This window comes from Affinundibacterium amnicola (genome assembly GCF_014284275.1).
GTDB classification, from domain to species: domain Bacteria; phylum Pseudomonadota; class Gammaproteobacteria; order Burkholderiales; family Burkholderiaceae_D; genus Undibacterium; species Undibacterium amnicola.
This window is the reverse complement of sequence record NZ_JACOFU010000002.1, coordinates 69,280-88,650: the sequence shown is the minus strand read 5'-3', so window position 1 is coordinate 88,650 and position 19,371 is coordinate 69,280. Positions and strand designations below refer to the sequence as shown.

The 19,371-nt window shown below is 44.6% G+C and carries 18 protein-coding genes; 15 read left to right on the top strand and 3 right to left on the bottom strand.

Annotated elements, in window-relative coordinates:
• Nucleotides 1–62: 62 nt before the first annotated feature.
• The 12 genes from nuoE (at nucleotide 63) to H8K33_RS04660 (ending at nucleotide 12,898) form a co-directional block, all read left to right on the top strand.
• On the top strand, nucleotides 63–560 hold the full coding sequence (gene nuoE / locus H8K33_RS04715) for an NADH-quinone oxidoreductase subunit NuoE (RefSeq protein ID WP_186889858.1): 498 nt from the start codon (nucleotides 63–65) through the stop codon (nucleotides 558–560).
• Nucleotides 560–1,855, top strand: a complete 1,296-nt coding sequence (nuoF, locus tag H8K33_RS04710; RefSeq protein ID WP_186889857.1) for an NADH-quinone oxidoreductase subunit NuoF — start codon at nucleotides 560–562, stop codon at nucleotides 1,853–1,855. The genes nuoE and nuoF overlap by 1 nt, the downstream gene beginning before the upstream one ends.
• 79 nt (nucleotides 1,856–1,934) lie before the next feature.
• A complete protein-coding gene (nuoG, locus tag H8K33_RS04705) occupies nucleotides 1,935–4,265 on the top strand; it encodes an NADH-quinone oxidoreductase subunit NuoG (RefSeq protein ID WP_186889856.1) in 2,331 nt (776 codons plus the stop codon).
• Nucleotides 4,265–5,350, top strand: a complete 1,086-nt coding sequence (nuoH, locus tag H8K33_RS04700; protein ID WP_186889855.1) for an NADH-quinone oxidoreductase subunit NuoH — start codon at nucleotides 4,265–4,267, stop codon at nucleotides 5,348–5,350. The genes nuoG and nuoH overlap by 1 nt, the downstream gene beginning before the upstream one ends.
• A gap of 40 nt (nucleotides 5,351–5,390) precedes the next feature.
• Nucleotides 5,391–5,879 carry an NADH-quinone oxidoreductase subunit NuoI gene (nuoI, locus tag H8K33_RS04695; RefSeq protein WP_186889854.1) on the top strand — a complete coding sequence of 163 codons (489 nt, stop codon included), beginning with the start codon at nucleotides 5,391–5,393 and terminating at the stop codon, nucleotides 5,877–5,879.
• Nucleotides 5,880–5,897: 18 nt separating this feature from the next.
• Nucleotides 5,898–6,533 (top strand): NADH-quinone oxidoreductase subunit J, encoded by a 636-nt coding sequence (locus H8K33_RS04690; RefSeq protein WP_186889853.1) that lies wholly within the window; start codon nucleotides 5,898–5,900, stop codon nucleotides 6,531–6,533.
• Nucleotides 6,534–6,842: an NADH-quinone oxidoreductase subunit NuoK gene (nuoK, locus tag H8K33_RS04685; protein ID WP_186889852.1), complete on the top strand. Its 309-nt coding sequence runs from the start codon at nucleotides 6,534–6,536 to the stop codon at nucleotides 6,840–6,842. It abuts the gene before it with no gap.
• 69 nt (nucleotides 6,843–6,911) lie between these two features.
• Entirely contained in the window at nucleotides 6,912–8,948 is a 2,037-nt protein-coding gene (gene nuoL / locus H8K33_RS04680; RefSeq protein WP_186889851.1) for an NADH-quinone oxidoreductase subunit L, read from the top strand.
• Nucleotides 8,949–8,968: 20 nt separating this feature from the next.
• The gene (locus H8K33_RS04675) at nucleotides 8,969–10,462 is read left to right on the top strand and encodes an NADH-quinone oxidoreductase subunit M (RefSeq protein ID WP_186889850.1); all 1,494 of its coding nucleotides are present in this window, start codon (nucleotides 8,969–8,971) and stop codon (nucleotides 10,460–10,462) included.
• 28 nt (nucleotides 10,463–10,490) lie between these two features.
• Nucleotides 10,491–11,969 (top strand): NADH-quinone oxidoreductase subunit NuoN, encoded by a 1,479-nt coding sequence (gene nuoN / locus H8K33_RS04670; protein ID WP_222613294.1) that lies wholly within the window; start codon nucleotides 10,491–10,493, stop codon nucleotides 11,967–11,969.
• Nucleotides 11,970–11,999: 30 nt separating this feature from the next.
• Nucleotides 12,000–12,302 (top strand): DUF2818 family protein, encoded by a 303-nt coding sequence (locus tag H8K33_RS04665; RefSeq protein ID WP_186889849.1) that lies wholly within the window; start codon nucleotides 12,000–12,002, stop codon nucleotides 12,300–12,302.
• A 14-nt stretch (nucleotides 12,303–12,316) separates the two neighbouring features.
• Entirely contained in the window at nucleotides 12,317–12,898 is a 582-nt protein-coding gene (locus H8K33_RS04660; protein WP_186889848.1) for an NUDIX domain-containing protein, read from the top strand.
• Nucleotides 12,899–13,321: 423 nt separating this feature from the next.
• Here the strand turns inward: H8K33_RS04660 and H8K33_RS04655 are convergent, their stop codons facing one another.
• On the bottom strand, nucleotides 13,322–13,918 hold the full coding sequence (locus H8K33_RS04655) for a hypothetical protein (protein WP_186889847.1): 597 nt from the start codon (nucleotides 13,916–13,918) through the stop codon (nucleotides 13,322–13,324).
• A gap of 199 nt (nucleotides 13,919–14,117) precedes the next feature.
• The gene (locus tag H8K33_RS04650; protein ID WP_186889846.1) at nucleotides 14,118–15,788 is read right to left on the bottom strand and encodes an electron transfer flavoprotein-ubiquinone oxidoreductase; all 1,671 of its coding nucleotides are present in this window, start codon (nucleotides 15,786–15,788) and stop codon (nucleotides 14,118–14,120) included.
• Between the two features lie 411 nt (nucleotides 15,789–16,199).
• Between H8K33_RS04650 and H8K33_RS04645 the strand changes: the two genes are divergently transcribed.
• Nucleotides 16,200–16,976, top strand: coding sequence for an SDR family oxidoreductase (locus H8K33_RS04645; RefSeq protein ID WP_186889845.1), 777 nt, complete (start codon nucleotides 16,200–16,202; stop codon nucleotides 16,974–16,976).
• 110 nt (nucleotides 16,977–17,086) lie between these two features.
• Here the strand turns inward: H8K33_RS04645 and H8K33_RS04640 are convergent, their stop codons facing one another.
• The gene (locus H8K33_RS04640) at nucleotides 17,087–17,644 is read right to left on the bottom strand and encodes a LuxR C-terminal-related transcriptional regulator (protein WP_186889844.1); all 558 of its coding nucleotides are present in this window, start codon (nucleotides 17,642–17,644) and stop codon (nucleotides 17,087–17,089) included.
• A 342-nt stretch (nucleotides 17,645–17,986) separates the two neighbouring features.
• Between H8K33_RS04640 and H8K33_RS04635 the strand changes: the two genes are divergently transcribed.
• Both H8K33_RS04635 and H8K33_RS04630 read left to right on the top strand, forming a co-directional pair.
• A complete protein-coding gene (locus H8K33_RS04635) occupies nucleotides 17,987–18,685 on the top strand; it encodes a CoA transferase subunit A (protein WP_186889843.1) in 699 nt (232 codons plus the stop codon).
• 25 nt (nucleotides 18,686–18,710) lie between these two features.
• Nucleotides 18,711–19,349: a CoA transferase subunit B gene (locus H8K33_RS04630; RefSeq protein WP_186889842.1), complete on the top strand. Its 639-nt coding sequence runs from the start codon at nucleotides 18,711–18,713 to the stop codon at nucleotides 19,347–19,349.
• The last annotated feature ends 22 nt before the right edge of the window (nucleotides 19,350–19,371 follow it).

Sequence of the window (19,371 nt, the reverse complement as noted above, 5' to 3'; positions counted from 1 at the left end):
GTAGAAATAAATATTGATAGATGATCGGCTCTTTTTGAGAGTCGATATTTGAGGCAAAAGCGATGGTCTTATCAGAGCAAGCATTAAAAAAAATTGATCGCGAATTGGCGAAATTCCCTGCGGATCAGCGTCAGTCTGCGGTGATGGCGGCCTTGGCGATTGCCCAGGATGAAACTAGTTGGTTATCTCCTGAAGTATTGCAGTTCGTTGCTGATTACATCGGCATGCCTGCCGTTGCGGTGCAAGAAGTGGCGACCTTCTACAATATGTATAACACCAAACCAGTCGGTAAACATAAAATTACAGTTTGTACAAATTTGCCGTGCGCCTTGTCTGGTGGCGAACGTGCTGCGCATCACTTGAAGCAAAAACTCGGCCTCGACTATAAAAAAACCAGTGCTGACGGTAAATTCACCTTGATGGAAGGTGAATGCATGGGCGCTTGTGGTGATGCGCCAGTCATGTTGGTGAACAATAAGCGTATGTGCAGCTTTATGTCGAATGACAAAATTGATGCATTAGTGATTGAATTAAGCCAAACAACAGAAGCAGGTAAATAATGACGAGTCTACATAATCGCCATATCAAGCCACTGATTCTAGCTGGCTTAGACGGAAAAAACTGGCACCTGCAAGACTATATCGCGCGCGGTGGCTATCAATCTTTAAAACGTATTCTGGATGAAAAAATCCCGCCAGAGCAAGTGATTGCGGAGCTGAAAGCTTCCTCCTTGCGCGGTCGTGGTGGCGCAGGTTTTCCAACGGGTTTGAAGTGGAGTTTCATGCCACGTCAATTCCCAGGTCAAAAATATCTGGTTTGTAATACAGATGAAGGCGAGCCAGGCACATTTAAAGATCGCGACATTATTCGTTACAATCCACATGCTTTGATCGAAGGTATGGCGATTGGTGCGTATGCAATGGGCATCACCGTTGGTTACAACTATATTCACGGCGAAATTTTTGCTGACTATGACCGTTTCGAAGAAGCTTTAGAAGAAGCACGCGCAGCCAACATGTTGGGTGATCGCATTCATGGTTCCGATTTTTCATTCCAGTTGCATGCTTTCCACGGTTACGGTGCTTACATCTGTGGCGAGGAAACAGCCTTGTTGGAATCCTTAGAAGGTAAAAAAGGTCAGCCGCGTTTCAAACCGCCATTTCCCGCAAGTTTTGGTTTGTACGGTAAGCCGACGACCATCAATAACACGGAAACCTTTGCTGCTGTGCCATTTGTCTTGGCGATGGGCGGCGAGGCTTATGCTGCACTTGGTAAACCGAATAATGGTGGAACCAAGATTTTCTCTATGTCAGGTGACGTGGCTAAGCCAGGTAATTACGAAGTTCCGATGGGAACGCCGTTTGCGACCTTGTTAGAGTTGGCTGGCGGTATGCGCGATGGTAAAAAAATCAAAGCGGTTATTCCAGGTGGTTCCTCCATGCCAGTCTTGACTGGTGACGTGATGATGGCGACGGATATGGATTATGACTCTATCGCTAAGGCTGGTTCTATGCTTGGTTCTGGCGCGGTCATCGTGATGGACGAAACGCGTTGTATGGTCAAGTCTTTGTTGCGTTTGTCTTACTTCTATTTCGAAGAATCTTGCGGTCAATGCACGCCATGCCGTGAAGGTACAGGCTGGTTGTATCGCATGGTGCATCGCATCGAAAACGGTCAAGGTCGCCCAGATGATTTAGATATGTTAAATGCAGTAGCTGACGGTATTCAAGGTCGCACGATTTGCGCCTTAGGTGATGCCGCAGCAATGCCAGTTCGTGCATTTATCAAGAATTTCCGTGAAGAGTTTGAATACCATATCGAGCATAAGCACTGCTTGGTTCCGACTTATTTATAAACAAGGCTGTAGTTTGTTCTTGAATTGAGAATTCATTCAAGTCTGAATATTTATTCGCTTAGCGTACCCAGAGCACACCATGGTTGAAATTGAAATAGACGGCAAGAAAGTAGAAGTCCCTGCGGGCAGCATGGTGATGGACGCTGCCAATAAACTTGGCACCTACATTCCTCATTTTTGCTATCACAAAAAATTGTCGATTGCTGCAAACTGCCGCATGTGTTTGGTTGAGGTTGAAAAAGCGCCTAAACCTTTGCCTGCTTGCGCCACACCAGTGACACAAGGCATGATCGTTCGTTCCAATAGCGATAAGGCGGTCAAGGCACAAAAAGACGTGATGGAATTTTTGTTGATTAACCATCCGCTTGATTGCCCGATTTGTGATCAAGGTGGTGAATGTCAATTGCAAGATCTGGCAGTCGGTTACGGTAAAACCAGTTCACGTTACGAAGAAGAAAAACGTGTAGTGTTCCATAAAAATGTTGGCCCTTTGATCTCGATGGAAGAGATGAGCCGCTGCATTCATTGCACACGTTGCGTACGTTTTGGTCAAGAAGTTGCCGGCGTGATGGAACTCGGTATGCTTGGTCGTGGCGAGCACTCAGAAATTACCTCTTTCGTTGGCAAGACAGTTGATTCTGAATTATCTGGAAACATGATTGACTTGTGTCCAGTCGGTGCCCTGACTTCGAAACCTTTCCGTTACTCAGCACGTACTTGGGAATTGTCTCGTCGTAAATCTGTCAGTGCGCATGATGGCTTGGGTGCTAATCTGATCGTTCAGGTCAAAAATAATAAAGTGATGCGTGTCGTTCCTTTGGAAAATGATGCGGTGAATGAATGCTGGATTTCCGATAAAGATCGTTTCGCCTACGAAGGTTTAAATAGCGAAGATCGTTTGACTAAACCAATGTTGAAGCAGGGCGGTCAATGGCAAGAAACTGACTGGCAAACTGCGCTGGAATATGTGGCACATGGTTTGAAAAATGTGAAGCATGAGCATGGTGCAAACTCTATTGCTGGTTTGGCTTCTGCACATTCCACATTAGAAGAATTGAGCTTGTTGTCACGTGTCGTGCGTGGCTTGGGTTCGGATAATATCGAAACGCGTTTGCGTCAATCTGATTTTGCTTTAACTGGCAAAATCAAACCATGGTTGGGCATGTCAATCGCCGCATTTGCGCAATTAAAGCAAGTCTTTGTGGTTGGTTCTTTCCTGCGTAAAGACCATCCACTGTTAGCGGCTCGCCTGCGCCAAGCGGTCAAGTCTGGCACGAAATTAAGTGTCTTGCATGCGACAGATGATGAGCTCTTGATGAAGGTCGCAAACAAAGCGGTTCTTGCGCCATCCGCATGGTTGTCTTTCTTGGCTGAAGTCGCAACAGCGGTTGCCAGCGCTAAACAAATTACTAAACCAACTGGTTTGGCCGACGTCGCAGTATCGGATGCAGCCCAAGCGATCGCAACAAGTTTGTTGTCAGGTACTGATGCGCAATCAGCTGGCGTATTCTTAGGTAACACAGCGGCGCAACATCCAGATGCTTCTAAGATCCACGCATTAGCACAATGGATTGCACAAAATACCGGTGCTGGTTTCGGTTACTTAACTGAAGCGGCAAATACCGTTGGTGCTTATCTTGCGGATGCGGTTCCTACCAATGCAGATACAGCCGCGAATGTATTAAGCGATGCGCGTAAAGCGGTGGTGCTGTTGAATGCTGAACCAACATTTGATTTTGCGAATGCCAATCAGGCCCAAGCAGTATTATCACAAGCTGATATGGTGGTTGTCATGTCCGCGTTTAAACATGGTATGGAATACGCGGATGTCTTGTTGCCGATTTCTCCATTTACAGAAACAGCCGGTACTTTCGTCAATTGCGAAGGTCGTGCGCAAAGCTTCCACGGCGTGGTGAAACCATTAGGCGATACGCGTCCAGCTTGGAAAGTATTGCGTGTACTAGGCAATTTGTTAGGTTTGGATAACTTTGAGTTCGAAACGGCTGAAGCGATTCGTGACGCCGTTTTAGGTCAAGGACAAACTGACTTATCCGCTAAGCTCAATAATATTGCCGACGTAGCTGTGACTAGTGGCGTTGCGACTTCTGGTTTGGAACGTGTTTCTGATGTGCCTATCTATAGTACCGATGCCATCGTGCGTCGTTCTGAATCCTTGCAGCGTACCGCAGATGCAAAAGTTGCCGCCATTAGCTTGAGTGCCGCAGAGTTTGCACGCCTAGGTCTTGCCGATGGTGATTTTGTGAAATTGACGCAAGCAGGTAGCTCGGTGTTAGGTGCGGCTAAGCTTGATAAAACCTTGCCTGCGACTGTAGTACGCGTGGCTGCCGGTGTTTTGGCAACGCATCAACTGGGTGCGATGTTCGGCCCAATTAATGTGGAGCGTGCATAATGAATTTCTTAGATACGGTTCAATCTTACGGTGTGGAGTACCTTGGTGGTTTATGGCCGTTGGTATGGACATTGGTCAAGATCGTCTGCATCACCTTGCCAGTCATGGGCTGTGTCGCCTATCTGACTTTGTGGGAACGTAAAATGATAGGCTGGATGCACGTTCGTCTCGGCCCAAATCGTGTTGGCCCTGCTGGTTTGCTGCAACCAATTGCTGATGCTTTAAAATTACTGCTTAAAGAAATCATCATTCCAGCAAAAGCGAATAAGGTTTTGTTTGTGATTGCGCCGATCATGACGATTATGCCAGCCTTGGCTGCCTGGTCAGTGATTCCGTTTGGCCCCGATGTGGTATTGGCCAATGTAAACGCCGGTTTGTTATTGGTCATGGCAATCACGTCCATGGAAGTTTACGGCATCATCATTGCTGGTTGGGCGTCTAACTCGAAGTATGCTTTCTTAGGTGCGATGCGTGCTTCTGCGCAAATGGTTTCTTATGAAATTGCGATGGGTTTCGTATTGGTGATCGTCTTGATGGTCTCTGGTAGCTTGAATTTAATTGATATTGTGAATGGCCAGACTAAAGGCTATTTTGCTGAGCATGGCTGGAATTTCCTTTCTTGGAATTGGCTGCCATTGCTACCTATGTTTGTGATCTACATTATTTCTGGTATCGCCGAAACGAATCGCCATCCGTTTGACGTGGTTGAGGGGGAATCTGAAATCGTTGCAGGTCATATGGTTGAATATTCTGGTATGTCGTTTGCGATGTTCTTCCTCGCAGAGTATGCCAATATGATTTTGATTTCTGCATTGGCTTCCTTGATGTTCCTCGGTGGTTGGAACTCACCAATTGGTCATGCGGTTCCTGTATTAGGTTTGTTGGCTTACTTGCCTGGTTGGATTTGGTTGGGTGTGAAGACTTTCTTCGTGGTGTCTTTGTTTATCTGGGCACGTGCTTCTTTCCCACGTTATCGTTACGATCAAATTATGCGTTTGGGTTGGAAAGTGTTTATTCCTCTCACCTTGGTCTACTTGGTTATCGTCGCTGCATGGATGCAAACCTCCTGGAATATTTGGAAGTAATCGGCTAAAGCAAAATGCCAGCAAATAATGGAAGCAAATAATGGAAGCAATTAAGGATTTCTTTGGCAGTTTAATGCTGCGCGAGTTGATCAAAGGTTTAGCTTTGACAGGTCGTTATATGTTTGCGCGCAAAATTACGGTGCAATTTCCTGAGGAAAAAACACCGCAGTCACCACGTTTTCGTGGTTTGCATGCATTGCGACGCTACCCAAATGGTGAAGAGCGTTGTATCGCTTGTAAATTATGCGAAGCAGTTTGCCCAGCAATGGCGATCACGATTGAATCTGATCAACGTGAAGATGGTTCACGTCGTACCACGCGTTACGATATTGATTTGACCAAGTGTATTTTCTGTGGTTTTTGCGAAGAGTCTTGCCCTGTTGATTCAATCGTAGAAACCCATGTGCTTGAATATCACGGTGAAAAACGTGGTGATTTGTATTTCACGAAAGAGATGTTGCTCGCAGTGGGTGATCGTTACGAGCCAGAAATCGCGGCAGCACGTCAAGCTGACGCTAAATACCGCTAAGACTGGAAGAGCTGAACTATGGATTTTGTTACTGCCTTATTTTATGCATTCTCAGCGATTTTAATTCTCGCTGCGACTCAAGTGATTACTGCACGTAATCCGGTGCATGCTGCTTTGTTTTTGGTCTTGTCGTTTTTTACTGCGGCCGGTATTTGGTTGTTATTGAAAGCGGAATTTTTAGCGATCGTATTGGTGCTGGTGTATGTCGGCGCGGTAATGGTTTTATTCTTGTTCGTAGTCATGATGTTAGACATCAACATGGATAAGTTGCGTGAAGGCTTCTGGGGGCGTTTGCCATTGGCGGCTATCGTCGGTGTGATTGTTGCATTGGAAATGTCTGCGGTATTGTTAAAAGGTTTCCTGCGTCCGGACAATACAGTTCCTGCAGCTGCTTCAGAGATCGGCTCGACGAAAGCTTTAGGTATTGAGATTTTCACTAACTATATTTTTGCGTTTGAAGTTGCCGCAGTGATTCTGTTGTTGGCAATCGTTGCAGCAGTTGCTTTGACCTTGCGTCGCCGTAAAGATAGTAAATATTTTGATCCAGCTGCGGCAGTAAAAGTGAAACGCGCTGATCGTATTCGTATCGTTAGTATGAAAGCAGAGTCTGAGCGCGCAAATACGCAGGCAAATGCAGAAAACACAGGTGCATAAATGACTTTGACACTGACTCACTTCTTGATTTTGGGTGCGATCTTATTCGCCATTTCAATCGTCGGTATCTTCATGAATCGTAAAAACATCATCGTGTTGTTGATGTCGATTGAATTGATGTTGTTGGCAGTAAATATGAATTTTGTCGCATTCTCACATTATCTTGGGGATGCAGCAGGACAGATATTTGTGTTCTTTATTTTGACGGTGGCGGCAGCAGAATCTGCAATTGGTTTGGCGATTTTAGTTGTTATGTTCCGTAATCTGGACACGATTAATGTAGATGACTTGGGTACACTCAAAGGCTAATTAGTAATAGTCTTCCTGGTTTGAAAACATTTCGAGAATTTAAAAGAATCAAGATAACAAAGGGTCATTATGGCGGGGCAACTTAACCCACATTTATTGCTGGCAGTGCCGTTAGCACCACTTGCTGGTGCAGCAATCGCAGGTCTGTTAGGTACGAAATTTTTCGGCAATCTGGTCGGACGCAAGGTTTCGCATACGGCGACGATACTTGGTGTTTTGGTCGCTTTCGTTTTGTCCTGTATGACTTTGTCTGAAGTCTTGGACGGCGCAAAATACAATGCGACTTTGTATCATTGGATGACCGTTGGTAGTTTGAAATTGGAAGTTGGTTTTCTGGTCGATAGCTTGACTGCAATGATGATGTGCGTAGTGACTTTTGTGTCGCTGATGGTGCACATCTACACGGTAGGCTACATGGCAGAAGACGAAGGTTACAACCGTTTCTTCGCTTATATTTCCCTTTTCACCTTCTCGATGTTGATGCTCGTTATGAGCAATAACTTCCTGCAATTGTTCTTTGGTTGGGAAGCAGTTGGTTTGGTTTCTTATTTATTGATCGGTTTTTGGTACACAAAGCCAACCGCAATTTATGCGAACATGAAAGCCTTTTTGGTGAATCGCGTTGGTGATTTTGGTTTTATCTTAGGCATTGGTTTGTTGGTTGCTTACGCTGGTTCCATGGACTACGCGGAAGTGTTCGCGAAGAAAGATGAACTGGCACCACTAATGTTGCCTGGTACAGATTGGATGTTGATCACGGTTGCGTGTATCTGTTTGTTTATTGGCGCCATGGGTAAATCAGCGCAATTTCCATTGCACGTTTGGTTGCCAGACTCGATGGAAGGTCCAACACCAATTTCAGCTCTGATTCACGCTGCGACGATGGTTACTGCAGGGATTTTCATGGTGGCGCGTATGTCGCCACTGTTCGAGATGTCCGAAACGGCTTTGAGTTTCATCATGATCATCGGCGCTATTACCGCCTTGTTCATGGGTTTCTTAGGCATCATTCAAAATGATATTAAACGTGTGGTTGCTTATTCGACCTTGTCACAGTTGGGTTATATGACTGTTGCGCTGGGCGCGTCTGCCTATTCCGTTGCAGTATTTCATTTGATGACGCACGCCTTCTTTAAAGCCTTGTTGTTCTTAGCGGCTGGCTCGGTGATTATCGGTATGCATCATGACCAAGACATCCGCAATATGGGTGGCTTGCGCAAATACATGAAAATTACATGGATTACTTCATTGCTCGGTTCTTTAGCGTTGATCGGTACGCCATTTTTCTCCGGCTTCTATTCGAAAGATTCGATTATTGAAGCAGTGATGTTGTCGCACTTGCCTGGTTCTGGCTTTGCAAAATTCGCTGTATTGGCAGGTGTTTTTGTAACCGCTTTTTATTCTTTCCGTATGTATTTCCTCGTATTCCACGGTAAGGAAAACTTTGGGCATGCTCACGACGCACATGGTCACGATGATCATCATGATGACCACCATCATGGTTTGGCGCCAGGACAAAAACCGCATGAGTCTCCAGCGGTGGTTTGGGTTCCTTTGGTTCTATTAGCAATTCCATCTGTATTGATTGGTTTATATGCGGTTGAGCCGATGTTATACGGTGATTTCTTTAAAGATGTCATTTTCATTGATGCTGCTGCGCATCCGGCAATGAGTGAGTTGAAAGAGCACTTCCATGGTTGGCAGGCAATGGGAATCCATTCTCTGCAGACGGCACCATTTTGGTTAGCGGTAGCTGGTGTTGCTTTGTCTTACTACTTCTACATGGTGAAACCTTCGATTCCAACCATGATTAAACAGAAATTTAGTGCTGTATTTACTTTGCTCGACAATAAATACTACATGGACAAATTCAATGAAGTGGTGTTTGCTGGTGGTGCACGCTTATTGGGTGGTGGTTTGTGGAATATCGGTGACAAAGGTTTGATTGATGGCTTGGTCGTGAATGGTAGTGCGAAGTTGGTTGGTTTATTCTCCAAATTAATTCGCCTGTTCCAGACTGGTTTCATCTATCACTATGCGCTGGTGATGATTTTGGGTGTATTAGGCTTCTTGATTTATTTCATGCCTCTCCCGTTTGCTAAATAAGTGACCATAATAAGATAATCATGATGCTGTCAAACTCTCCATTATTAAGCCTGTCGATCTGGTTACCAATCGCATTTGGCGTTTTCGTATTAGCTTTTGGTCGTGATAAGAACCCTGGTTTGGTTCGTCTGATTGCCTTGGTTGGCTCGCTAATTAGTTTTGCTGTCACTATCCCTGTAATTCAAGGATTTGATAACGCCGCACATGGCATGCAGTTTGTTGAACGCATGAATTGGATCGAACGTTTCAATGCTTTCTATGCTTTGGGCGTTGATGGTATTTCTATGTGGTTGGTGCCATTGACGGCATTCATTACGGTGATTGTGGTGATTGCTGCATGGGAAGTGATAGAGAAAAACGTCGCTCAGTACATGGGTGCTTTCCTGATTTTGTCCGGCCTCATGATTGGCGTTTTTTGCGCTACTGATGGCCTGTTGTTCTATGTATTCTTTGAGGCGACTTTGATCCCTATGTACATCATTGTCGGTGTCTGGGGTGGTCCGAATCGGGTTTATGCAGCGTTTAAGTTTTTCCTCTACACCTTGTTGGGTTCTTTGTTGACCTTGGTCGCGATTATTTATCTCTACTTCAAATCGAATCAGTCTTTCGATATCTTGGCTTGGCATCAGTTACCGTTGACTTTGCATGAGCAAATTTTCTTGTTCATCGCTTTCTTGATGGCATTTGCGGTCAAAGTCCCGATGTGGCCTGTACATACTTGGTTGCCAGATGCCCACGTTGAAGCGCCTACCGGTGGTTCTGTTGTATTGGCAGCGATTATGTTGAAACTTGGTGCTTATGGTTTCTTACGTTTCTCTTTACCAATCGCGCCAGATGCTGGTCATTACTTGTCTGGCATGATGATTACTTTGTCTTTGATCGCAGTGATTTATATCGGTTTAGTCGCCTTGGTGCAAAAAGATATGAAGAAATTGGTGGCATATTCTTCGATTGCGCACATGGGTTTCGTCACGCTTGGCTTCTTCATGTTTAATGAATTGGCAGTGCAGGGCGCAATCGTACAAATGATTTCTCACGGCTTTATTTCTGCTGCGATGTTCTTGTGTATCGGTGTTTTGTATGACCGCGTGCATTCACGTGAGATTGCTGATTACGGTGGCGTTGTCAATACGATGCCAAAGTTCGCAGCCTTATTTGTTTTGTTCTCAATGGCAAATTGTGGCTTACCAGCGACTTCAGGTTTTGTTGGTGAATTCATGGTCATCATCGGTGCGGTTAAGTTTAATTTCTGGATTGGTTTGTTGGCTGCAACAGCCTTAATTTTCGGTGCAGCATATTCTTTGTGGATGGTAAAACGTGTCGTGTTCGGTGCGATCACCCACGATCATGTCGCAAAATTGACCGATTTGAATACGCGTGAATTCTTTATGTTGGGTGTGCTGGCGATTGCAGTGATTGCGATGGGTGTATATCCAGCGCCGTTCACCGATGCTATGCAAGTCTCCGTGGCTGATTTGTTGAAGCATGTCGCCACATCCAAAATTGCACCATAGTCGTCATTAGAAATTAGAAATCAATAATATGAACCTGATTCCACCATCACTTTATCCAGAAGTATTTTTGCTACTGTCGATTTGCGCGATCTTGCTGATCGATATGTTTCTTCCTGACGATAAGCGAAATGTGACATACGCCCTGAGCTTAGTGGCTCTGGGTGTTTGCGGCGTGTTGACAATGAATGCAACAGCACCGAGCTCGGTCTATTTGAGCAATAACATGTTCGTGTCTGATGCGATGTCGAATTTGCTGAAGATGTTTAGTTATATTGCGGTGGGTGTGACGTTTATCTATGGCCGCCAATATGCGACCGACCGCGCTATGACAAATGGCCTGCTCGGTGGTGAATATTATGTACTGGCATTATTCGCATTGCTTGGTCAAATGGTGATGATCTCTGGTAATAATCTTTTGATTATCTACCTCGGTTTGGAATTGATGTCCTTGGCTTTATATGCCTTGGTTGCACTGCGTCGCGATCATACGGTATCTACCGAGGCTGCGATGAAGTATTTTGTCTTAGGCGCTTTGGCTTCAGGATTTCTGTTGTACGGCATTTCCATGTTGTACGGTGCGACAGGTACTTTGAATCTCAATGAAATGTCAAAAATTGCGGCGTCTGCAACGGCAAATAAGACTATCTTGGTGTTCGGCATTGTTTTCCTAGTCGCTGGTTTGGCGTTTAAGTTAGGTGTTGTGCCATTCCATATGTGGGTACCAGACGTGTATCAAGGTTCTCCGACGGTTGTGACTTTGCTGCTGGGTGGAGCACCAAAATTGGCGGCGTTTGCCATTACCTTCCGTTTATTAGTAGAAGGCTTGTTCCCACAAGTGATCGATTGGCAGCAAATGTTGATGGTACTTGCTGTGATGTCAATGGCAATAGGTAACATCACTGCGATTGCACAAACCAATTTGAAGCGTATGTTGGCGTATTCGACCATTTCACAAATGGGCTTTATGTTGTTGGGCTTCTTGTCCGGTGTGTCGAATGGCAACATCACATTAGCTGGCGAGGCATATAGCGCTTCGATGTTCTATGCAATCACCTATGTGATGACAACTTTGGGTACGTTCGGCATTATCTTACTGTTGTCCCGTGCAGGTTTTGAAGCTGAAAATATTGCAGATCTTAAAGGTCTGAATAAGCGTAGCAAATGGTTCGCCTTTATCATGTTGCTGTTGATGTTCTCACTGGCAGGTATTCCGCCATTGATGGGTTTCTATGCAAAGTTATCCGTCTTGAGTTCAGTCGTTGCAGCTGGTCAGGTCTGGTTGGCAGTATTAGCAGTGCTGTTTTCTTTGATTGGCGCTTTCTACTACTTACGCATTGTTAAAGTAATGTACTTTGACGAGCCAGTTGATACGACACCTATTGTTGCGCACATGGATCTCAAAATTGTTTTGAGTGCTAATGGTTTGGCTGTGTTAGCTTTGGGCATCATGCCGGGTTCTTTATTGCAAAGCTGTGTTGATGCAATTAAGAGCACTTTAGCTTCCTAAGTTTTATCTTCTACATAAAAGAGAAGTGCTTTGAATACATCACTATCAAGTTGGCTTGTGATTATTGTGGCACTTCTTGCCGCAAGTCTCCCATTTTTCACTGAACGCGTATTTGGTGTTCTTCGATTGAATAGCAAGAAAACGGTTTGGTTGCGATTATTAGAATTGATCGTCTTGTATTTTGTCGTTGGTAGCTTGGGATTTTTGCTTGAATCGAATGCTGGCAATCGCTTTGATCAGCGTTGGGAATTTTTCGCGATCACTGCATGTTTGTTTATCGTGTTCGCGTTCCCAGGTTTCGTGTATCGCTATTTACGTAAAAATTCTGACTAAAGAATTGACTCAGCATGAATATTCTTGATCTGGGTTCGGATCAAAACCCCCAACTAGCAGAAATAAAGGTTGATAGCCAGCGTGTTTATCAAGGTAATTTCTTGCACGTTGAAAAAGATACCGTCAGGCTTCCAGACGGGAATTTGGTTACGCGTGAGTACATCAGACATCCGGGCGCAGTAGTGATACTTCCCTTGTTCGATGATGGCACTGTCTTGATGGAACGCCAGTTCCGTTATCCACTTCATCAAGTCTTTCTCGAATTCCCAGCTGGTAAAATTGATCCAAATGAAGACTCTTTAGTTTGCGCAAAACGTGAACTAAAAGAAGAAACGGGATACACCGCCAGCGACTGGCAATTTCTCTGTACCATCCATAACGCGATCGCTTATGCCGATGAACATCTGGATATCTATCTGGCACGTGGCTTAGTTGCCGGTGATGCCAAACTCGATGAAGAAGAGTTTCTGGAAACTTTTACTGCACCAGTCTCTGAAGTATTGGAATGGGTCAAATCAGGAAAAATCACCGATGTGAAAACCGTCATCGGTGCGTTTTGGTTGGACAAAATTCTTAAGCAAGAATGGACTTTGTGATTGAGAAATAATCTCTCGAATAGATGTAGACATTAGTCTAGAGTTCAGTTTTATAGTTGACACTGTTAAGCTTTGGTCAAAATACGTTTTTCTTAAATTGTATATATCAGATAGCGTTTTATGTCGGCTATCTTATTGTTATCAAATAATTAAGTCCTGTTCTTGTTAGCTAGATAGACAAACAATCTTTGGAGATTACATTTCAGACCTGCAAATGCAATTGGAATGAATATATTAAGTATTTAAATGATTTTTTATTTTTAATATCTAAGTGGTTTTTAAATCGATAATGATCTCTCTGTAAGTGTCAATTTGTTTGAGTGGTGGCCGCTCAGGTGCTAATAAAGTATTTTATTTGTATAAACGTATTTTTTTGAATTGAATCGTAGTTGGTTGACAATGAAGCATCAAATAGAATACATATTACTGCGCTAGCACCTTGCTTAATACATCAATAAGTTGAATATGTACTTTAATATTGGAAATAGTAAGTGTATATAACTCTTTATCATTTTCAGAGGTTGCTTTTTGTAAGTTTCGATGAGCATCGTCTAGAGCAAGTTCGCCAATTTTTTTTGAAATCCTTAATGATTCTTTAGCTTCAACCTTTTTGCCAAGAGCAATGAGTGCACGAGATTTCTCAATGTGACATCCATAGTTTGCATAATATACTGCTGTACAAGTATTAGATACTAACAGTGCATCTTTAAATTTACTTTGAGCGTAATAAGCATTTGCGAGATCTTGATGTATTTCGGATGTGAATTTGTCATCGAATATATTTTTACACTCCAAGCTGGCGAGCTTTGATAAGCGGATAACTGAGTCCCAATCTTCCGCAACCTTTGCTGTGACTTTTTCCTTGTAGCGAGAAATGCATTGTTTTCCCTTCTTTATTTTTTCTTCATCATTGTTATAGTGTTGTTCTTTTAGTTTTTCCACCGCAAGAATTTTTGTGGTTGTAGCGAAAGTAATAATTAGAGAAAAGAAAATCACTTGAATTGATTGATTAAATTTCATTCGAGAACCTTTGATGGATCATTTTATAAAAACGATTCATGAATTTTGCAATTAAGAATAACGATTTAGGTTTAAACGACGCATTGTTGTTAAATTTCAGAATTGAGATAACTAATTTAGCAGAGCTCAATGGATTTAATTTATTGCGTTGTATGAGCCACGATTATTTATTGAAATCCAATTTGGCGCACTCCAAAAATCACATACTCGGATAATTCGGTCCACCACCACCTTCAGGTGTCACCCACACGATATTCTGTGTCGGATCTTTGATATCGCAAGTTTTACAGTGCACGCAATTCTGTGCGTTGATTTGCAGGCGATCTGCGCCTTCATCTGTTTTTACAAATTCATATACGCCAGCAGGGCAGTAGCGACTTTCTGGTCCAGCATATTTCGCCAAATTAATATTGACTGGCACGCTGGCGTCTTTTAAGGTCAGATGGATGGGTTGATCTTCAGCGTGATTCGTGTTGGAGATAAATACGGAAGATAAGCGATCAAAAGTCAGTTTACCGTCTGGTTTAGGATAATTGATAGGCGTGAATTCGGAAGCTGGACGCAAGCAAGCGTGATCTGGCTTGGAGTGACGCAAAGTCCATGGCGCTTTGCCGCGCAATAACACCTGATCCAACCAGACGAATGGTGAACCGTAGGCACCTTTCTTCAAGAGATTTTTGACGTTACGGGCGACGTGCAATTCTTCATGTAACCAGGATGCTTCAAATGCTGTTGTGTACGCGGTCAACTCATCGTGTTGACGTTCTGCACCTAAGGCCTCAAACGCCGCCGTGGCTGCCAGCATGCCAGTCTTAATCGCAGCATGGCTACCTTTAATGCGGCTCATATTTAAGAAGCCGGCATCACAGCCGATTAAAGCACCGCCTGGGAAAGTCAATTTAGGCAGAGATTGCAAACCGCCCGCAGTGATCGCCCGTGCGCCGTAAGAAATACGTTTTGCCCCTTCGAAGAAATCACGAATTGTTGGATGGGTTTTAAAGCGTTGGAATTCTTCAAATGGTGAGATGTAAGGATTTTCGTAAGCGAGGCCGACGACAAAGCCCACTGCGACTTGATTGTTCTCTAGGTGATATAGGAAAGAACCCGCGTATTCACTCATCATCGGCCAGCCTGTCGTATGTACGACTAGACCTTCTTGATGTTTGGATGGATCAATTTCCCACAATTCTTTAATGCCGATACCGTAAGACTGAGGATCTTTGCCTTTGTCGAGTTCGTACTTTGCAATCATTTGTTTGCCAAGATGGCCGCGCGCACCTTCTGCGAACAAGGTGTACTTAGCATGCAGCTCCATGCCGATCTGAAATGACGGGGAAGCTTCACCTTCGCGGTTCACACCCATATTGCCAGTCGCTACACCTTTGACCGAGCCATCTTCATTGAACAAGACTTCGGCAGCCGTGAAGCCTGGGAAAACTTCTACACCCAGTGCTTCGGCTTGTTGCGCTAACCAACGTGTGACATTGGCTAATGAGACGATGTAGTTGCCTTCATTATGAAAACATTTTGGAACCAACCAATTCGGTGTCTTGAAAGCGCTATTTTCTGTCAAAACATAGATGCGGTCTTCCGTGACTGGTGTATTTAGCGGTGCGCCGAGTTCTTTCCAATTCGGAAAAAGTTCGGTCAAGGCAATCGGATCCATAATCGCGCCCGATAAGATATGCGCACCCGGTTCGCCGCCTTTTTCCAATACGACGACAGACACTTCCTTACCGCTTGCTGCTGCCAATTGTTTGAGTTTGATTGCGGCAGATAAACCAGCTGGGCCGCCGCCGACGATGACGACGTCGTATTCCATTGCGTCACGTGGACCGTATTCTTCTAGTAATTGTTGTGAAGTAGTCATAGTAATAAGGGCTTTCTAATGGGAATGCAATCGCTAGCAAAAGTTGATGCACGATCTTATGGGCACTTGTGCAAATGTGCAAGGTGATCGACTAGTGGTGGATTTCTAATGCGGCATTGTTGTTGTAATTTGAATTCGTGATGTGCCGTTTGCGTTATCGGTCTGAATTATCCCAGATTTTCGTCAAAATGCCTGTATATCAGCACCGGTAACGCCATGAATCGCCATCAAAAGTAGAATTTTTTTGATAAGACATTGATTTATGCCTGATTTCGGCTGTGGCAATTTCCCATCATGATGTTGATTGCGAGTATGATTCGGAAAAAGTTGTGGAGTGAAATAGGTGGCTGTGTAGCTCGGCAAAATTTTGCGGTGAATGAAACTTAGATCGATAAATTGTTGGAGATGATGATGGGAATAGAAGTTAATTTTGAGGGTAAAGTAGCCCTCATTACAGGTGCATCAAGTGGCTTAGGCGCGCGTTTTGCCAAAGTATTAGCCATGGCGGGCGCACAAGTTGTGCTGGCATCGCGCCGTATAGATCGACTAAAAGAGTTGCGCGCGGAGATAGAGGCCGATGGTGGCGCAGCGCATGTGGTCGCTCTGGATGTGACGGATTATGCGAGCATTAAATCAGCAATTGCCCACGCAGAAACCGAAGCTGGTCCTATCGACATTTTGATCAATAATTCTGGTGTGTCGACACAACAGAAGTTGGTCGACGTGACTCCAGAAGATTACGCTTTCGTGATGGATACCAATCAGCGCGGTGCTTTTTTCGTGGCGCAAGAAACCGCAAAACGCATGATCACTCGCTATAAAGGCGATCACAAAAAACAACACCGGATTATCAATATCGCCTCAGTGGCAGGTCTGCGCGTGATTCCGCAATTAGGCATTTACTGCATGAGCAAAGCCGCTGTGGTGCAAATGACGAAAGCGATGGCGGTGGAGTGGGGTAAGTTTGGTATTAATGTGAATGCGATTTGCCCCGGCTATATCGAAACTGAAATTAACGAAGATCATTTCAGAACCGAACAAGGTCAGAAATTAATTGATATGTTGCCACGCAAACGCGTTGGTACGCCGGAGGATTTAGATGGCTTGTTGTTGCTGTTGGCGGCAGAAGAGTCACGCTTTATTAATGGTGCAATTGTGTCTGCAGATGATGGTTTGAGCGCTTCGTAAATCCTTAAAGTCGTCAAAATCGTCAACTAGCCGAAACCTAGAATCCCCATGCTGTGAGAGGTATGGGGATTTTTTCATTTTGGTGCAAGTCAGTTGAAGGTGGTTGCAAATTAGTTGATCCGTAATAATTTATTAATCAATTCGCTCGATGTCGATGCATTGAGTTTTTTCATTAATTTGGCTCTATGCATTTCTACCGTGCGTGGGCTGAGATTGAGATTGCGGGCGATTAATTTGCTGGTCTGCCCATCGGCCAACAAGGCTGCGATTTCGCGTTCACGTGTTGATAGCTCCTGCGAGACTTGACGTTTCGCGCTCAGATCATCAAAAGTCCAGATGCCAGCGGCATGCACATCTTCAGGATGTAAAGAACGGCCTGTTACATGACACCAAAACAGGTCTTGATTCGCGCGTTTCATGATACGTTCGTCTGAATAGCTACCAACCGCGTTGATGATAGGCACAATGCGCGCACCCGTCCGTTCAAATTCATCTGAGCTTGGATACAACATCAAAAATGACTGCCCGATCAGTTCGTCTTGACGATAGCCAAACATCGTTGCTAAAGCCTGATTACAGGCAGCGATACGACGATTTTGCGAGACACACATGCCTATCGGCGCTAATTCAAAAATGCTTGCAAAGTCGATAGGCAGGGCTGTGGACATAAATGGGGCAGGAAGGGATCAGAAAATTAGTGGCTAGTACGAATTACACGCTGCGAGGCCTCTGCACAACCGTAGCGAGCGGTCGAAGTTTGGATCGAGAAGCGCACCTGTGCTGTGGCACAGCGAGCATCGGAGATTCAAAATTCGGTCGCGCAGTAGGTTGTGCAGAGGTCTCCTGCATAGAATACAACGAAGTAGTTGTTCTGGCGAGGGGCAACAAACTGGTTTGTGCATCACTGCATATCCGCTGTGCGATTTTCATGTAGTAGTTCTACGGTATTGCATTGTCCTCAATTGCACTCTATCCTAGATTTTTTTGGTACACCTAGAAAAGGGAGACGTATGAATAAGCTCTATCCTGATGCCGCAACGGCACTGGCAGATATAGTCCAAGATGGTCAAACCATTGCGGTTGGTGGATTTGGTTTGTGTGGTATTCCTGAAGCCCTGATCGGTGCTTTGCGCGATAGTGGTAAGAGAAATTTGACCGCGATTTCTAATAATGCAGGTGTCGATGGTTTCGGCCTGGGTCAATTATTAACGACCCGTCAAATTACCAAAATGATTTCATCTTATGTTGGTGAAAACAAGGAATTCGAACGCCAATATTTGGCTGGTGAATTGCAATTAGAGTTTACACCACAAGGCACTTTGGCTGAAAAATTGCGTGCTGGCGGTGCAGGCATCCCAGCATTCTTTACTAAAACTGGCGTCGGTACGATAGTCGCAGAAGGTAAAGAAGTGCGCGAATTTGATGGCGAACAATATGTGATGGAGCGCGCTCTGGTTGCTGACGTGTCTTTGGTCAAAGCTTACAAGGCAGATAAGGCTGGCAATTTGGTCTATCGAAAAACAGCACGCAACTTCAATCCGAATGTAGCGATGGCTGGCAAGATTACGATTGTGGAAGTGGAACACCTGGTGGAAATTGGCGAGATCGATCCGGATGAAGTGCATACTCCCGGCATCTACGTACATCGTATCGTTGTGAATGCGAATCCAGAAAAGCGCATCGAACAACGCACTGTAACGCCTAGCTAATCACACAGAAAAAGAGGACATCATCATGGCATGGAATCGTGACGAAATGGCTGCGCGTGCGGCCCAAGAATTACAAGATGGTTTTTACGTGAATTTGGGAATCGGTCTGCCAACTTTAGTGGCAAATCATGTACCAAGTCATATGGAAGTTTGGTTGCAATCAGAAAATGGCTTGCTCGGTATTGGACCGTTTCCAACGGAGGATCAGGTTGATCCCGATTTGATTAATGCGGGTAAGCAAACAGTAACGACTTTGGCTGGCTCATCAATTTTTAGCTCCGCAGATTCATTTGCCATGATTCGTGGCGGCAAAATCAACGTAGCGATTTTGGGTGCGATGCAAGTATCCGAAAAAGGTGATCTGGCAAATTGGATGATCCCAGGTAAAATGGTTAAGGGTATGGGCGGCGCTATGGATTTGGTCGCTGGTGTAGGTCGCGTAGTTGTCTTGATGGAGCATGTCGCCAAAGGCGATGCACACAAAATTCTAAAAGCCTGTAATTTGCCATTGACCGGTGTCGGCGTAGTCGATCGCATTATTACTGATTTAGGCGTGATTGATATTACGGCGAATGGTTTGAAATTGGTGGAATTGGCACCAGGTGTTACGAAAGAAGAAATTCAAGCGAAGACAGAAGCTGTCCTTGATATGAACGCTATCTAAAATTCGTGTTTTAAAAATAAAA

Excerpts from the sequence above, each read along its gene's own strand:
- nuoE (WP_186889858.1), top strand. The coding sequence starts at position 63 with ATGGTCTTATCAGAGCAAGCATTAAAAAAAATTGATCGCGAATTGGCG.
- nuoF (WP_186889857.1), top strand. The coding sequence starts at position 560 with ATGACGAGTCTACATAATCGCCATATCAAGCCACTGATTCTAGCTGGC.
- nuoG (WP_186889856.1), top strand. The coding sequence starts at position 1,935 with ATGGTTGAAATTGAAATAGACGGCAAGAAAGTAGAAGTCCCTGCGGGC.
- nuoH (WP_186889855.1), top strand. The coding sequence starts at position 4,265 with ATGAATTTCTTAGATACGGTTCAATCTTACGGTGTGGAGTACCTTGGT.
- nuoI (WP_186889854.1), top strand. The coding sequence starts at position 5,391 with ATGGAAGCAATTAAGGATTTCTTTGGCAGTTTAATGCTGCGCGAGTTG.
- H8K33_RS04690 (WP_186889853.1), top strand. The coding sequence starts at position 5,898 with ATGGATTTTGTTACTGCCTTATTTTATGCATTCTCAGCGATTTTAATT.
- nuoK (WP_186889852.1), top strand. The coding sequence starts at position 6,534 with ATGACTTTGACACTGACTCACTTCTTGATTTTGGGTGCGATCTTATTC.
- nuoL (WP_186889851.1), top strand. The coding sequence starts at position 6,912 with ATGGCGGGGCAACTTAACCCACATTTATTGCTGGCAGTGCCGTTAGCA.
- H8K33_RS04675 (WP_186889850.1), top strand. The coding sequence starts at position 8,969 with ATGATGCTGTCAAACTCTCCATTATTAAGCCTGTCGATCTGGTTACCA.
- nuoN (WP_222613294.1), top strand. The coding sequence starts at position 10,491 with ATGAACCTGATTCCACCATCACTTTATCCAGAAGTATTTTTGCTACTG.
- H8K33_RS04660 (WP_186889848.1), top strand. The coding sequence starts at position 12,317 with ATGAATATTCTTGATCTGGGTTCGGATCAAAACCCCCAACTAGCAGAA.
- H8K33_RS04655 (WP_186889847.1), bottom strand. The coding sequence starts at position 13,918 with ATGAAATTTAATCAATCAATTCAAGTGATTTTCTTTTCTCTAATTATT.
- H8K33_RS04650 (WP_186889846.1), bottom strand. The coding sequence starts at position 15,788 with ATGACTACTTCACAACAATTACTAGAAGAATACGGTCCACGTGACGCA.
- H8K33_RS04645 (WP_186889845.1), top strand. The coding sequence starts at position 16,200 with ATGGGAATAGAAGTTAATTTTGAGGGTAAAGTAGCCCTCATTACAGGT.
- H8K33_RS04640 (WP_186889844.1), bottom strand. The coding sequence starts at position 17,644 with ATGTCCACAGCCCTGCCTATCGACTTTGCAAGCATTTTTGAATTAGCG.
- H8K33_RS04635 (WP_186889843.1), top strand. The coding sequence starts at position 17,987 with ATGAATAAGCTCTATCCTGATGCCGCAACGGCACTGGCAGATATAGTC.
- H8K33_RS04630 (WP_186889842.1), top strand. The coding sequence starts at position 18,711 with ATGGCATGGAATCGTGACGAAATGGCTGCGCGTGCGGCCCAAGAATTA.